The sequence below is a fragment of the Geodermatophilus sp. SMS 5-13 genome (assembly GCF_059428245.1).
This window is the reverse complement of sequence record NZ_CP165729.1, coordinates 1596774-1611053: the sequence shown is the minus strand read 5'-3', so window position 1 is coordinate 1611053 and position 14280 is coordinate 1596774. Positions and strand designations below refer to the sequence as shown.

Genomic DNA, 14280 nt, shown 5'->3' with positions numbered 1-14280 from the left:
GGGCGTCAGCCTTCCACGCCGGCCGGCTCCTCCGCGCGGGCGGGTTCGGCCGGCTCCCCTTCCGCCGCCTCGGGCGCCCGGCAGACCACCAGGGTGTCGATGCGGTTGCGCCGGCCGCCGGTGCTCTCCGCGACCAGCCGCAACCCGGCCACCTCGGCCGCGGAGCCCTCGATCGGCACCCGGCCCAGCGTGCGGGCGAGCAGTCCGCCGACGGTCTCGACGTCGTCGTCCTCGGGCAGCTCGACGCCGGGGAAGAGCTCGGCGAGGTCCTGCACGGGCAGCCGGGCGGTGACCCGCATCGAGCCGTCGGGGAGCTCCTCGACCGGCGGGCGCTGGAAGGCGTCGTGCTCGTCGGCGATCTCGCCGACGATCTCCTCGAGGATGTCCTCGATGGTGACCAGGCCGGCGAAGCCGCCGTACTCGTCGACCACGATCGCGATGTGGATGCGCTGCGCCTGCATGTCGCGCAGCAGCTCGTCGACCGGCTTGGACTCCGGCACGAAGGTCGGCTTGCGCATCACCTCGTCGACCTTGGGGCCGTTGCGCTCCGAGATGTTCTGCGACCGGCGGACGAGGTCCTTGAGGTAGACCACCCCGACGACGTCGTCGACGTTCTCGCCGATGACCGGGATCCGGCTGAAGCCGCTGCGCAGGGCCAGCGCCAGCGCCTGGCGGACGGTCTTGGTGCGCTCGATCCACACCACGTCGGTGCGCGGCACCATGACCTCGCGGGCGATGGTGTCGCCCAGCTCGAACACCGAGTGGATCATGTTGCGCTCGCCGGACTCCACGACGCCGCGCTCCTCGGCCATGTCGACCAGCTCGCGCAGCTCGACCTCGGAGGAGAACGGCCCGTCGCGGAAACCGCGGCCGGGGGTGATCGCGTTGCCGACCAGGATGAGCAGCGTGGCGATGGGGCCGAGCACCCGGCCGAGCAGCTTCACCAGCCCGGCGGTGGCCAGCGCGATCCCGTAGGCGTGCTGCCGGCCCAGGGTGCGCGGCCCGACGCCGACGAGCACGTAGCTGACCACGATCATCACGCCGGCGGCGGTGAGCACGGCCCGCCAGCCGCTGCCCCACACGTCGATGAGAGCGACGGTCACCAGCACCGCGGCAAGGGTCTCGCAGACGATCCGCAGCAGCAGGAGGAGCGCGACGTGCCGCGCCCGCTCGGCGAGGACCTCCTCCAGCGCGCGGGACCGCTTGACGCCCTCGCGGCGCATCTCCTCGACCCGCGCCTTGGAGACCCGTTGCAGGGCGGCGTCCATCGCGCCGAAGAGCCCGGCCAGCGGGACCAGGCAGACGGCGATCACCAGCAGGGTGACCGCACCGCTGCTCATCGGGGCCCCGTCTCCCGGGTCGCCGGCTCGCCGGTCACCGGCTCGCGGGGGGCGGAGCGCCAGCCGTCGAGCAGCTTCTGCTGCAGGCCGAACATCTCCTTCTCCTCCTCGGGCTCCATGTGGTCGTAGCCGAGCAGGTGCAGCACGCCGTGGGTGGCCAGCAGGACCAGCTCGTCGTCCATCGAGTGCCCGGCGGCGCGGGCCTGGCGCACCGCCACCGACGGGCACAGGACGACGTCGCCGAGCAGCGCCGGCCCCGGCTCGGGGTCGTCGGGCCGCGCGGTGTCCAGCTCGTCCATCGGGAAGGCGAGCACGTCGGTCGGGCCCTTCTCGCCCATCCACCGCTCGTGCAGCGTGCTCATGTAGTCGGTGTCGACGCAGAGCACCGACAGCTCGGCCATCGGGTTGACCTTCATCTGGGCGAGCACGTAGCGGCAGACGCCGGCCAGCTCGGCCTCGTCGACCGCGATCTCGCTCTCGTTGGCGACCTCGACGGGCACCGTGCTCAGCTCCCCTGCCGGCGCGGACGCGGGCCGCGCACCGGCGGGCCGGCCGCGGGTCGCGTCTGCTGGTTGGCGGCGTCCCACCGCTCGTAGGCGTCGACGATGTCGCCGACCAGGCGGTGGCGGACCACGTCGCTGCTGGTCAGGTTCGAGAAGTGGACGTCGTCGATGCCGTCGAGGATCTCGCGGACGATCTTCAGCCCGCTCTGCGCGCCGCCGGGCAGGTCGACCTGGGTGACGTCGCCGGTGACCACGATCTTCGACCCGAATCCCAAACGCGTCAGGAACATCTTCATCTGTTCCGCGGTGGTGTTCTGAGCCTCGTCGAGAATGACGAACGCATCATTCAACGTGTTGTGCGTGACGAGGAAGTCGTCCGTCACGTACAGCGAGTCCTGCGCCGCCACCTGGATGCACAGGGTCTCCATCTCGCCCACCGGCTCGATGCTGTCGATGAAGCGCATCGGCCGACCGCCGCCAGTGGCCGCGTAGACCCTCCGCTTGCGTTCCAGCCGGAACGGCTGCACGCCAGCCGGCAGCCGAATGTCGAGGATGTGAGCAGCGCGGCGGTGGTGTACGGGACGCCGCCCTGTCGCCGGGCGGGTGCGAGAGGTCACGACGCCGCCCAGTGACCGCACCAGGAACATCACGTCGTCCCGCAGACGCTCGGATGACGTCGTGTACTGGATCCGGCAGGTCCCGCCGGCCCGCGTGACAGGTCCGCCGTCCGAATCCAGCAGCCCTTGCAGAAGCGCCGTCCGGACCTCCGCGGAGTTGTGGGAGTAGACCCGAGGTACGAACGTGGTTGCCGACCGCGTGCCCGCCAGGTTCAGTTCCCGGATCGCCGCCGTCACTGGGTTCGCGATGCGAAGACCGCCGCGCCCACCGTTGACGTGATGAAGGACGTAGTCCGGTCCGGCCTTGTGGCGAACGACGATGCCGTCGAGCGCCTTCTCCAGGGCTTCAGCCAGTTCAGGGTCTTCCGTGGAGAAGGAGGGAGTCGTGGCGGTAGTCAGGCAGCCGTCGCCGAGCAGGAGTCCGAGCGCGTAGGGGTCGAGCGGTACCTCCTGCGGCTCGAACTCGACCGCGTCGACGAGTGGCAACTCGTATCGATGCGCGCCGGCGCCCCACCGAAGGCGGCCGACCATTTCCTGCGTCTCGAGGGTTCGACTGGCGCCGCGGCGCCGGTCGTCCGGAGTCGTCACGGTCCACAGGTGCTCACCGCAGGCCAGCGTGGAGCCGCCGTCCTGAGTGGTGACGCGATAGACCAGCTTGTTGCCCTGCGGATGGACGCCGAGCACAGGCGTTGGCAGCCCGTCGGAACCTACGACGAGATCGCCGACCTGGAGCGTCCCGATAGGCATGTAGCCATTCGGCGTCAGCACCATCGCGTCGTACGGCTGCGCCCTTCCGCGCATGTACGCCAATGGCGCCACTTCAATGGTCCCGGCTGCCATCAATCTCGGAATGGATTCCGGGTCGACCATGTCGTGCAGCGCGTCGTACAGCGGCCGCAGATACGGGTCGATCTTCTCCGAGAGCGTGCCGGGCAGGTAGCCCAGCCGCTCGCCGGCCTCGACCGCGGGCCGGGTCAGGATGATCCGGTTGACCTGCTTGGTCTGCAGCGCCTGCACGGCCTTGGCCATGGCCAGGTAGGTCTTGCCGGTACCGGCCGGTCCGATGCCGAAGACGATCGTGTGCGCGTCGATCGCGTCGACGTAGCGCTTCTGGTTCAGCGTCTTGGGCCGGATGGTGCGGCCGCGCCGGCTGATGATGTCCAGCGACAGGACGTCGGCCGGCCGCTCCGAGCCGCCGCTGCGCAGCATGCCGATGACCCGGCGCACCGAGTCGGGGCGCAGCTGCTGGCCGGTGCCGAGCAGCGCGATCAGCTCGTCGAAGACGCGGACGGCGAAGGCGTTGTCGGCCGGCTGCCCGGTGACGGCGATCTCGTTGCCGCGCACGTGGACGTCGGCGTCGAGCTCCGTCTCGACCAGCCGGAGCAGCTCGTCGCCGGAGCCCAGCAGGGCGACCATGGACACGGAGTCGGGAACGGTGATCGTGGTGCGGACGGCGGCCGGCTGCTGCCGGAGTGGACCGGTGGCGGCGTCGTCCGCGGCGGCGGCCTGCGCCGAGGCCTCACGGGACGTGGGCGGACCGGCGGCGGGGGCGCCTGGGGCGGTGTCGGGCAAGAACCCTCGACCCTGCCTTCCTGAAACGGAACTACGGACCCTCGCGAGTCTACCCGCGGGGCCCGACAGCAACCCCTGCTTCGGCTCCGCCGGGGCAGCGCTTACGGCAGGTCAGCGCCCCGAGTAGGTGGCCTTGCCCGGACCGTCGGCGAGGAAGGAGCGCACGGCGCCGCGCAGGTCCTCGGTGGCGAACAGTGCCCCCGACAGCGCGGGAACGAGGCCGTCGGCCGCCCGGACGCCCTCCCGGACCGCGGTGGTGACCAGCCCCTTCGTGGCCGCGTGGGCGACCGTGGGCCCGGCGGCGACCCGGCGGGCGTAGTCGCGGGCCGCCTCGGCGAACCCCTCGTCGGGCAGCACCCGGTTGACCACGTTCCACTGCGCCATCACGGCCGCCGGGTAGCGCTCGCCGGTGAAGATGAACTCCTTCGCGCGCGCCGGCCCGGCCCGCTCGGCCAGCCGCTGCGGCCCGCCCATCGACGGCGTCAGCCCGACCACGATCTCGACCAGGCCGAACGAGGCCCGCTCGGCGGCCAGCAGGATGTCGCAGGCCAGCGAGATCTCGAAGGCGGCGGTGAGGCACAGCCCGTGCGCGGCGAACACGGTGGGCACCGGCAGGTCCTCGAGGGTCTGCGCGATGCGCAGCAGCCGGGTCCACAGGGCGCTGCCCCGCGCGACGGCGTCCGGCGACGACGCGATCGCGTCGAACTCGTGCACGTCCACCCCGCCGGAGACGACCTTGCCGCGGGCCTCGAGGAGGACGGCGCGGGCGCGGTCGGCGCGGCCGGGGTCGGTGAGCATCACGAGTTCGGCGACCGCCGCCTCGAAGCCGGCGAACACCGACTCGTCGAAGAGGTTGAGCGGCGGGTTGTCGAGGACGACGACGGCGACGTCGCCGTCCCGCTCGATCCGGACGGGGGCTGCCTCGGTCATGGGCCCGATCCTGGCAGGGCGGTCCGGGCGGCGCCCCACGGTCGACCGGCGACGGTGGCGGCAGTGGGAACTACCGCGGGTCACGCCCCGCCCGATGGCCCGACCCACGCGCCCGGGCGAGCCCCGGCGGACGGGGGTTGTGAGGCGGCTGTGAGGTGGCCAGGGTCGTCGGGTCGGCGTCAAGCAGCGGCACCGACGACGGATCCGAAGGGGGTGCCCCCCATGAATCGTTCCCGCCTGCTCCTCGTCGTCCCCGCGACGACGGCACTCGTCTTCACCGGGCTGTCCCCCGCCTGGGCGCACGGTGACCACGGCCACAGAGGACCCTCCGCCGAGGTCATCAGCATCGACGACGACGTACGCGCGAACGACGAGGGCGACCGCGCCTGGGTGTCGTTCGACTACAAGTGCAGCGGTCACGAGAGGGACATCGACGTCGAGGTCGACCTCACGCAGGGCGACGCGCACCTCGACGCGGACTTCAACGGCAAGGGTTACCTCGACTGCGACGGCCACCGGCACACGCTGACGGTCACGGTGCGGGACCACGGCGATGACCTGCGCAACGACGACGCCGAGGTGACAGTGCGCTTCGAGGATGCGGACACCGGTGACCGCCTCGACTCGCTGACCGACGACGTGGACGTGTCGGGCGTGGACCGCCACAACGACAAGCGCCACGACGACAACCGCAACGACGACAACCGCCGGGACGACAACCGCCACCACGACGACAACCACCACGACGACAACCACGACTACAACAACCGGTACTAGGCCGACCGTCGACGTCCTGAACTGACCGCCGACACGACCGAGGGGCGCAGGGACGAGTCGTTCCCGGCGCCCCTCGCCACGTCACGGCCCGGACTCAGCCCGGCGGCCACTTCATGGGGCGTCCCCCCAGTACGTGGAAGTGCAGGTGGTCCACCGACTGGCCCGCCTGCGGGCCGGTGTTGGTCACCACCCGGTAGCCCGGCTCGATCCCGCCGTCACTGACCAGGCCCTCCTGCAGCGCGACCGCCTGCGCGGCGCGGGCCACCTCCGCGAGGAGCCCGGCGTCCGCGGCGGCGAGCGCGCCGAGGTTGCGGTGGTGCTCCTTGGGGATCACCAGCACGTGCGTGGGCGCCTGCGGGTTGATGTCGCGGAAGGCGAGCACGCGGTCGGTCTCGTGGACGACGTCGGCGGGGATCTCGCCGGCGACCATGCGGCAGAACAGGCAGTCGGTCACGGCCCCCGACACTAGGGCTGCGTGCAAGTCGCCGTTCAGCGGCCGTCAAGCGGGTGGGCACAGCCTGGCGCCGTCCCTCCGAGCCCCGCACCCCAGGAGCACCCCGTGACCGCGCTGATCCCCACTCCCGTCGCCTGGCCGGCCGACCTCGCCGAACTCGGTCGGCGCAGCTTCTCCGCCGAGTACGCGAGCCTCACCCGCGGCGGCCGGCCGATCACCTGGCCGGTGACCCCGTACCTCGGCCCGGACGGCGCCACGGTCGACGTCAGCACCGGCCTGACCTACCCCGCGAAGGCCGAGCGCGCCCGGCGGGACCCGCGGGTCGCCGTCCTCTTCTCCTCGCGGATCGCGCCCGGGGTCAGCGACCCGGCGGTCGTCCTGGTCCAGGGGCTGGCGACGGTGCGCGACGCGGACCTGCAGGCCAACCTCGACCGCTACGTCCACGACACGCTGGCGAAGCTGCCGCAGGCCTACCGCGGCGTCCCCAAGGCGGTGCTGCGGCGGATGGCCTGGTACTTCGCCCGCGTCTACGTGCAGGTCACGCCGCTGCGGGTGCTCCACTGGCCGGACGGGCGGCTCGACCGCGAGCCGGAGCGCTGGACGGCGCCCGAGGGCACCACCGCCCCGCCGTCGGACCCGCCGCCCAGCGGGCCCGCGCTGGGCTCGGGCTGGGCGACGCCGGCCGGTGACTGGCGGCCGTTCGCCGACCGGGCCGAGCGGCTCGGTGCGCCGGTCCTCACGGTCGTCGGCGAGGACGGCTGGCCGCTGCCCGTTCGCTGCCCGTCCTCCACCCGGACGACCGACGGCTTCCTGCTGGAGCCACCCGCCGGCGTGCGCATCGGCGCCGGGCCCGCCTGCCTCACCGCGCACTGGCACGACGAGGCGTTCACCGGCCAGGAGAACGTCGTCCTCGTGGGCGCGGCGGAGCCCACGTCCGACGGCCGCGTGCACCTGCGGGTGGCGCGGCCGCTCACCGACTGGAGCCTCACGGGCAACAAGCTGACCCGGACGGTCGGCTTCCTGGCCAAGGGCCGGCCGCTCGCGCGGCGCCTGCACGAGGAGGCCGCCCGCCGCGGCCAGCCCGCGCCCGTCGTGCGCCTGTAGCGGAGTGGGAAAGTGGCGGTAACCGCCACTTTCCCACTCCACTCAGGCCCAGCGGGTCTTGGTGGAGACGACGGCGAGGGCGGCGGCGCCGGCGGTGGAGGTCCGCAGCACCTCCGGGCCGAGCCGGACGGCGTGCGCACCCGCGGCGCGGAACGCGACCACCTCGCCGTCGGTGAGCCCGCCCTCGGGCCCGACGACGACGGCGACGGTGCCCGTCCGCGGCACGTCGAGCTGGGCCAGCGGATGGCGGGCCTGCTCGTGCAGCACCAGCGCCAGGTCGGCGTCGGCCAGCAGGCCGCACACCTGGCGGGTGCTCATCGGCTCGGTGACCTCGGGCATCCGCGGCCGCCGGGCCTGCTTGGTCGCCGCCCGCGCGGCCGCGCGCCACTTGGCCAGGCCCTTGTCGACGCGGTCCTCGCGCCAGCGGGTGACGCAGCGCGACGCCGTCCACGGGACGATCCGGTCGACGCCGAGCTCGGTGGCCAGGTCGACGGCGAGCGGCCCGCGGTCGCCCTTGGGCAGCGCCTGGACCAGGACCAGCTCCGGCTGCGGCGGCGGCACCTCGTAGCGGGCCTGCGCCTGCACCCGCAGCCCCTCGGGCCCGGCGGAGAGGACGACGCCGTCGATCACCGCGCCTCGGCCGTCGCCGACCCGTACCGACTCCCCCGCGCCCAGCCGCAGGACGTCGACCGCGTGCCGGCCCTCGGCGCCGTCGACCAGCAGCTCGCCGGCGTCGGGCAGCTCGTCGAGCAGGAACAGCGGGGCGCCGTCGAGCGCGGGCACGCCCGAGGCCGTCATCAGCGGCCGTTCCACGCGTCGCGGACGCGGGAGAACAGGCTCTGCTGCGAGTCCCGGGTGCTGTGCGAGGAGTCCTCACCGCGCAGCGCGGCCAGCTCGCGGAGCAGCTTCTCCTGCTCGGGGTCGAGCTTGGTGGGGGTCACGACCTCGACGTGCACCATCAGGTTGCCGCGGCCGGTGGCCCGCAGCCGCGGGGCGCCCTGCGCGCGCAGCGTCAGCACGCTGCCGGACTGCGTGCCGGGCTTGATGTCGAGCTCGTGCTCGCCGTCGAGGGTCTGCAGGTTCAGCGTGGTGCCCAGGGCCGCCGAGGTCATCGGCAGGGTGACCCGGCAGTGCAGGTCCTCGCCGTCGCGGGTGAAGACCGGGTGCGGCCGCTCGGCGATCTCGACGTACAGGTCGCCGGCCGGCCCGCCGCCGGGGCCGATCTCGCCGTGGCCGGTCAGCCGGATCCGCATGCCGTCCTCGACGCCGGCGGGCACCTTGACCGGAATCGTGCGGCGCGCGCGGACGCGGCCGTCGCCGCCGCACTGGGGGCACGGCTCGGGGATGATCTGGCCGGTGCCCGCGCAGGACGGGCAGGTGCGCGTGGACACGACCTGGCCGAGGAAGGAGCGCTGCACGCTCTGCACCTCGCCGCGCCCGGCGCAGGTGGTGCAGGTCGTCGCGTGGGTGCCCGGGGCGGTGCCGGCGCCGGTGCAGGTGCCGCAGAGGACCGCCGTGTCGACGGTGATCTCCTTGGTGGTGCCGAAGACGGTCTCGTCCAGGTCCAGCTCGATCCGGATGAGCGCGTCCCCGCCGGCGCGGACGCGGCTGCGCGGGCCGCGCGTCGTCGTCCCCCCGCCGAAGAAGGCGTCCATGATGTCGCCGAGGCCGCCGAACCCGGCGCCGAACGGGTTGCCGCCGGCACCCACTCCGGAGGTGTCGAACGGGTCGCCGCCGAGGTCGACGATGCGGCGCTTCTCGGGGTCGGTCAGCGCCTGGTAGGCGCGGTTGACCTCCTGGAAGCGCTCCTTGGCCTCGGGGTCGGGGTTGACGTCGGGGTGCAGGTCACGAGCCAGCCGCCGGTAGGCGCGCTTGATCTCGCTGTCCGTCGCCCCCCGGGCCAGCCCGAGGACGGCGTAGTAGTCGGTCGCCAAGTTTCTCTTTCCTCAGCTCTCGGCCAGCAGTTGGCCGACGTAGCGGGCCACGGCTCGCACCGCGGCGATGTTGCCTGGGTAGTCCATGCGGGTGGGGCCGACGACGCCCAACCCGCCGAGTGCGCGGTCGCCGGAGCCGTACCCGACCGAGACGAACGACGCACCCGTCAGCGCCTCGTGGGCGTTCTCCTCCCCGATCCGCACCAGCACGGTGCCCGCATCGACCTCACCCATCAACCGCAGGACCACGACCTGTTCTTCCAGCGCCTCCAGCAGTGGCCGGACGCTGCCGGGGAAGTCCAGCGCGCCGCTCTGCGCGAGGTTGGCGGTGCCGCCGATGACCAGCCGGTCCTCGCCGGGCTCGACCAGGGTCTCCATCAGCGTGGCGCTGACCGTGCCGACCAGGCCGCGCAGGTGCAGCGGAGCGGTCTCCAGCACGTCCGGCACCTTGGCGCCGGCGTCGGCGAGCTTGACCCCGACGAAGGCGGAGTTGAGCAGCGTGCGCAGCTCGGCGACCGCCTCGTTGTCGACCTCGTACGGGATCTCGATCACCCGCTGCTCCACGCGGCCGGTGTCGGTGATCAGCACCAGCAGCAGCCGGGAGGCGCCGACGGGCACCACCTCGAGGTGGCGCACGGAGCTGCGCGCCAGGGTCGGGTACTGGACGACGGCGACCTGGCGGGTCAGCTGCGCCAGCAGCCGAACCGTGCGGCCCAGGACGTCGTGCAGGTCGACCGCGCCGTCGAGGAAGCGCTCGATCGCCCGGCGCTCGGCCACCGACAGCGGCTTGATGGCCGAGAGCCGGTCGACGAACAGCCGGTAGCCCTTGTCCGTGGGCACCCGGCCGGCGCTGGTGTGCGGCTGGGTGATGTAGCCCTGCTCCTCGAGCACGGCCATGTCGTTGCGGATGGTGGCCGGCGAGACGCCGAGATCGTGCCGCTCGACGAGGGCCTTGCTGCCCACCGGGTCGTTTGTCGAGACGAAGTCCTGGACGATCGCCCGCAGGACCTGCAGGCGGCGTTCCTCGTGCGCCACGGTGACACCTCCCCGTACCGGTCGACGCGCCCTTCGACGCCAGTGCTGGGGCCTGGCACTCGCAGGGACCGAGTGCCAGCCCAGCATACGACCGGCGGCCCTTCCCGTCGCGCTCCTCGCCGTACCGGACGCTCCGGCGAGGGAGCGGCGACCGGCAGGGGCGCCCGTTAGGGTGGGAACGGTCGGCGGCCCCAGGCAGGGGCGGGAGAGCGGAGGTCGTTCCCCTGATCTTCAAAGCGGTGCGCGACGGTCGCCCCTATCCCGACCACGGCATGACGACCCGGGACTGGGCGATGATCCCGCCTCGGCAGGTCCGGCTCGACACTCTCACCACCACGAAGCGGGAGCTGGCCCTCGACGCCCTGCTGGCCGACGACTCGACCTTCTACGGCGACCTGTTCCCGCACGCGGTGATGTGGCACGGGGAGCTCTACCTCGAGGACGGCCTGCACCGGGCGCTGCGGGCGGCGCTGCAGCAGCGCAACGTGATCCACGTGCGGGTGCTCGACCTCGACGCGCTCATGCCGGTGGCCCACCCGGCGAGCGGGCCCACCACCGAGTCGCTGCCCGCCCAGCCGCCGGTGCCGGCGCCGCAGCAGCGCAACCGCTAGAGCCAGCCCTTCTCCTCGGCGACCCGGGCCGCCTCGACGCGGGTCCGGGCGCCGGTCTTGCCGATCGCCGAGGACAGGTAGTTGCGCACGGTGCCCTCCGAGAGGAACAGCCGGCGGGCGATCTCCGCCACGGTGGCGCCGTCGGCGGCCTCGCGGAGGACGTCGGCCTCCCGCGCCGACAGCGGCGTCGCGCCGATCGCCAGCGCCGCGGCGGCGAGCTCCCGGTCGATCACCCGCTCCCCCGCCACCACGGCGCGGATCGCGCGGGCCAGCTCGGCGACCGGGGCGTCTTTGACCAGGAAGCCGGAGGCGCCGACCTCCATGGCGCGGCGCAGGAACCCGGGCCGGCCGAACGTGGTGAGGACGACGGCGCGGCAGTCCGGCACCGCGGTGGCGAGCGCGCGGGCGGCCTCGATGCCGTCGCCGCCGGGCATCTCGATGTCGAGCAGCGCGACGTCGGGCCGGTGCTCCCGGGCGGCGGCCACCACGGCGTCCCCGCGGCCGACCTCGGCGACCACCTCGAGGTCCTCCTCCAGGTCGAGGAGCGCCCGCAGCGCCCCCCGCACCATCGTCTGGTCCTCGGCGATGAGCACCCGGATCACGGCGCGGCCACCGTCGTCGGCACCGCCAGCGGGACCTGCGCGGACAGCCGGAAACCGCGCCCGGGCGCGGCGCCGCTCTCCAGCCGGCCGCCCAGGGCCTCGACCCGCTCGGCGAGCCCGGCCAGCCCGGCGCCCTCGCCGCCGGCGGGGCCGCGGCCGTCGTCGGTCACGGTCAGCGTGGCGCCGTCCTCGGTCTGCGTGAGTTCGACGGTGACCGCGCGGGCGCCGCTGTGCCGCAGCACGTTCGTGGTCGCCTCGCGCACCACCCAGCCGAGGACGGCGTCGACGCTGCCCGGCAGCGGCGGCACGGCGGAGGGGGCGCGCAGAGCGATGCCGGCCGCCGACAGCGCCGACCGGGCCTCGGCCAGCGCCTGGGCGCACCTGACCTGCCGGTAGCCGGAGACCGCGTCGCGGACCTCGGCCAGCGCGCGGCGGGCCGCCGCCTCGACGTCGGCCATCTCCTGGCGGGCGCGGGCCGGGTCGCGCTCGGCCAGCCGGCCGGCGAGCTCGCTCTTCAGCGCGATGAGCGACAGGCTGTGGCCCAGCAGGTCGTGCAGGTCGCGGGCGAAGCGCAGCCGCTCCTCGGCGACGGCGTTGCGGGCCAGCTCGTCGCGGGCCTCGATCAGCTCGGCGTTCATCGAGACCAGCCGCCGGGTGCCCTGCAGCGCGAATGCGGTGAGCAGGCACAGGACCGGCAGGATGAACAGCTCGCCGAGCAACCCCTCCGACGCGAGGACGCCCGCGCAGACCGCCGCGGCGCCGAGGACCGTGGGCACGACCCAGCGGGCCGGCAGCGCCGCCGCGGCGGCTGCCGACACGTAGATCATCAGGCCCGCCCACGACGGCCCCAGCCAGACGGCCAGGGCGACCCCGAGGACGGCGACCACCGCCAGCCGGCCGAGGACGGGCCCGCAGCCGCCGAACGCCCGCCGGAAGATGTCGAGGTAGACGACGGTGAACGCCAGCAGGCCGAGGGCGGCGACGACCTGGACGGCCGCCGGACGCGGGGTGCTCACCAGGTCGGCGATCGGGAAGGCCTGGAAGAGCAGCCAGGGCAGTGCCCAGCCGATCTGCTGCCAGCGCCCGAGTCGGTCCACGGACCGGACGGTAGCGCCGCTCATCCGCTCACGGCGTGCAGCGGGCGGCGCCGTCCCACGACGGTGGCGAGGACCGCGAACAGGGCGGTGAACCCGAGCATGGCGAGCACCGGGCTCACGCCCGGCGCGGACCCGGCGGCGACGTCGCGGCCCAGTTCGGCGTACCAGTACGAGGGCATGGCGTGCGCGACCGTCTGCAAGGCCTCCGGGAAGACCTGAACCGGCACCCACAGCCCGCCGAGCGCGGCCAGCACGACGCCGAGGATGCCGATCGCGCCGCCCGCCGCCTTCTCGTCCAGCGCCAGCCCGACGAGCAGGCCGAGCGCGACGAAGGCGATCGACCCGGCCCAGAGGGTCGCGACGAGGGCCACCCAGGTGCCCAGCGGCAGCTGCACGTCGTTGACGAACCGGCCGACCAGCGCGACGACGAGCAGGCTGGGCAGCGTCAGCAGGGCGCCGACGACGACGTCGACGGCGAGCACCGACCAGGGCGGGACCGGCATGATCCGCAGCTGGCGCAGCCAGCCCGACGCCCGGTCGAAGGAGAGCCGGATGGTCGCGCCGAGGGCGGCCCCGAGCGCGCCGTAGGCCATCATCGAGACCAGGAAGTTGCTGGCGTAGTCCTGGTACTGGGCGGCCGACGTGGCCTGCGCGCCGAAGATCTTGGTGAAGAAGATCGTGAACAGCGCCGGCAGCAGGACGGTGAAGAAGAGGTACTGCTTGTTGCGGCCCACGCGGCGCAGCTGGAAGAGCAGCAGGGCGGCGGTCATCGGGCGGCTCCCGTCAGGGTGAGGACGGCTTGCTCGAGGCTGGCGCCGCGGACCTCGAGGTCGGGCAGGGGAACGCCGTCGGCGAGCAGCGCGCGCAGCGTGGCCTCGTGGTCGGCGGTGGTGAGGGAGACGCTGCGGCCGCGCCGCTCGGTGGCGGTGACGCCGGGCAGGTCCGCGAACGCGCGATCGTCGGCGGCGGTGAAGGAGATCGTGCGGCCGGAGGCGCCGGCCTTGATCTGCGCCGCGGGGCCGTCGGCCACGATCCGCCCGCCGGCCAGGACGACCACCCGGTCGGCGACGGCGTCGGCCTCCTCCAGGTGGTGGGTGGCGAAGACGACGGTGTGCCCGCGCTCGGCCAGCCCGCGCATCGTCGTCCAGAAAGCGCGTCGTCCCTCGACGTCCATGGCCGACGTGGGCTCGTCGAGCAGCAGCAGCGGCGGGGCGCCGGCCAGCGCGAGGGCGAGCAGCACCCGCTGGCGCTGGCCGCCGGAGAGCGCGTCGGTCGCCCGGCCGAGCAGCCCGTCGATGCCGGCGGTGGTCACCAGGTCGTCGAGCGGCCACGGGTGGGCGAAGCCGCGGCGGGCCAGGTCGAGCACCTCGCCGACGCGGGCCTCGCTGGGCAGCCCGCCGTGCTGGAGCATCGCGCCGACGCTGCCGGCGCGGACGGCCGCCGCCGGCGGGCGGCCGAGCACCCGGATCGTGCCGGTCGTCGGGGGCAGCAGGCCGAGGACGGCGTTGACGGTCGTGGACTTGCCGGCGCCGTTGGGGCCGAGCAGGGCGACGGTCTGACCGCGCGGGATGGCGAGGTCGACGCCGTCCACGGCGCAGGTCTCGCCGAAGCGGACGGACAGCCTCGAGACGTCGAGGGCGAGCGGGCTGGTCACGCCGTCGAGCCTGCCGTGACCAGGCCTTTCGGCGGCAGTGCGAGACGTCG

General features: G+C 73.8%; 15 protein-coding genes. 3 read left to right on the top strand and 12 right to left on the bottom strand.

Translation table 11 applies throughout. The features are described 5' to 3' along the window. Positions 1 to 5: 5 nt before the first annotated feature. The 4 genes from AB3388_RS07925 to AB3388_RS07910 form a co-directional block, all read right to left on the bottom strand. A complete protein-coding gene (locus AB3388_RS07925; RefSeq protein ID WP_495410215.1) occupies positions 6 to 1340 on the bottom strand; it encodes a hemolysin family protein in 1335 nt (444 codons plus the stop codon). Then, complete coding sequence (gene ybeY / locus AB3388_RS07920; RefSeq protein WP_495410214.1) at positions 1337 to 1840, bottom strand: rRNA maturation RNase YbeY; 504 nt, start codon at positions 1838 to 1840, stop codon at positions 1337 to 1339. Before ybeY ends, AB3388_RS07925 begins: the two co-directional genes overlap by 4 nt. A 5-nt stretch (positions 1841 to 1845) precedes the next feature. Then, entirely contained in the window at positions 1846 to 4032 is a 2187-nt protein-coding gene (locus AB3388_RS07915) for a PhoH family protein (protein ID WP_495410213.1), read from the bottom strand. Positions 4033 to 4143: 111 nt separating this feature from the next. Then, the gene (locus tag AB3388_RS07910) at positions 4144 to 4962 is read right to left on the bottom strand and encodes an enoyl-CoA hydratase/isomerase family protein (protein ID WP_495410212.1); all 819 of its coding nucleotides are present in this window, start codon (positions 4960 to 4962) and stop codon (positions 4144 to 4146) included. 222 nt (positions 4963 to 5184) lie between these two features. Between AB3388_RS07910 and AB3388_RS07905 the strand changes: the two genes are divergently transcribed. Beyond that, positions 5185 to 5739 (top strand): hypothetical protein, encoded by a 555-nt coding sequence (locus tag AB3388_RS07905; RefSeq protein WP_495410211.1) that lies wholly within the window; start codon positions 5185 to 5187, stop codon positions 5737 to 5739. Positions 5740 to 5833: 94 nt separating this feature from the next. Here the strand turns inward: AB3388_RS07905 and AB3388_RS07900 are convergent, their stop codons facing one another. Beyond that, positions 5834 to 6193 (bottom strand): histidine triad nucleotide-binding protein, encoded by a 360-nt coding sequence (locus tag AB3388_RS07900; RefSeq protein WP_495410210.1) that lies wholly within the window; start codon positions 6191 to 6193, stop codon positions 5834 to 5836. A 105-nt stretch (positions 6194 to 6298) separates the two neighbouring features. On the opposite strand from AB3388_RS07900, the gene AB3388_RS07895 reads away from it, so the two are divergent. Next, positions 6299 to 7297: a pyridoxamine 5'-phosphate oxidase family protein gene (locus tag AB3388_RS07895; protein ID WP_495410209.1), complete on the top strand. Its 999-nt coding sequence runs from the start codon at positions 6299 to 6301 to the stop codon at positions 7295 to 7297. A gap of 42 nt (positions 7298 to 7339) precedes the next feature. Here the strand turns inward: AB3388_RS07895 and AB3388_RS07890 are convergent, their stop codons facing one another. The 3 genes from AB3388_RS07890 to hrcA are packed head-to-tail and all read right to left on the bottom strand — an operon-like array spanning position 7340 to position 10266. After that, positions 7340 to 8095 carry a 16S rRNA (uracil(1498)-N(3))-methyltransferase gene (locus AB3388_RS07890; RefSeq protein ID WP_495410208.1) on the bottom strand — a complete coding sequence of 252 codons (756 nt, stop codon included), beginning with the start codon at positions 8093 to 8095 and terminating at the stop codon, positions 7340 to 7342. Next, entirely contained in the window at positions 8095 to 9231 is a 1137-nt protein-coding gene (gene dnaJ / locus AB3388_RS07885) for a molecular chaperone DnaJ (protein WP_495410207.1), read from the bottom strand. The genes AB3388_RS07890 and dnaJ overlap by 1 nt, the downstream gene beginning before the upstream one ends. 12 nt (positions 9232 to 9243) lie before the next feature. Continuing rightward, positions 9244 to 10266 (bottom strand): heat-inducible transcriptional repressor HrcA, encoded by a 1023-nt coding sequence (hrcA, locus tag AB3388_RS07880; protein WP_495410206.1) that lies wholly within the window; start codon positions 10264 to 10266, stop codon positions 9244 to 9246. A gap of 224 nt (positions 10267 to 10490) precedes the next feature. Here hrcA and AB3388_RS07875 point away from each other — a divergent pair, with 224 nt between their 5' ends. Further along, positions 10491 to 10877 (top strand): type II toxin-antitoxin system VapB family antitoxin, encoded by a 387-nt coding sequence (locus AB3388_RS07875; protein WP_495411444.1) that lies wholly within the window; start codon positions 10491 to 10493, stop codon positions 10875 to 10877. Here AB3388_RS07875 and AB3388_RS07870 read toward each other — a convergent pair. From AB3388_RS07870 to AB3388_RS07855, 4 genes are read right to left on the bottom strand one after another with little or no spacing between them, the layout of a single operon-like run. Next, complete coding sequence (locus AB3388_RS07870) at positions 10874 to 11479, bottom strand: response regulator transcription factor (protein ID WP_495410205.1); 606 nt, start codon at positions 11477 to 11479, stop codon at positions 10874 to 10876. The genes AB3388_RS07875 and AB3388_RS07870 overlap by 4 nt on opposite strands. Then, positions 11476 to 12576: a sensor histidine kinase gene (locus AB3388_RS07865; protein ID WP_495410204.1), complete on the bottom strand. Its 1101-nt coding sequence runs from the start codon at positions 12574 to 12576 to the stop codon at positions 11476 to 11478. The genes AB3388_RS07870 and AB3388_RS07865 overlap by 4 nt, the downstream gene beginning before the upstream one ends. A 20-nt stretch (positions 12577 to 12596) precedes the next feature. Further along, entirely contained in the window at positions 12597 to 13346 is a 750-nt protein-coding gene (locus AB3388_RS07860) for an ABC transporter permease (RefSeq protein WP_495410203.1), read from the bottom strand. Next, positions 13343 to 14230, bottom strand: coding sequence for an ABC transporter ATP-binding protein (locus tag AB3388_RS07855; RefSeq protein ID WP_495410202.1), 888 nt, complete (start codon positions 14228 to 14230; stop codon positions 13343 to 13345). The genes AB3388_RS07860 and AB3388_RS07855 overlap by 4 nt, the downstream gene beginning before the upstream one ends. Between the last annotated feature and the right edge of the window lie 50 nt (positions 14231 to 14280).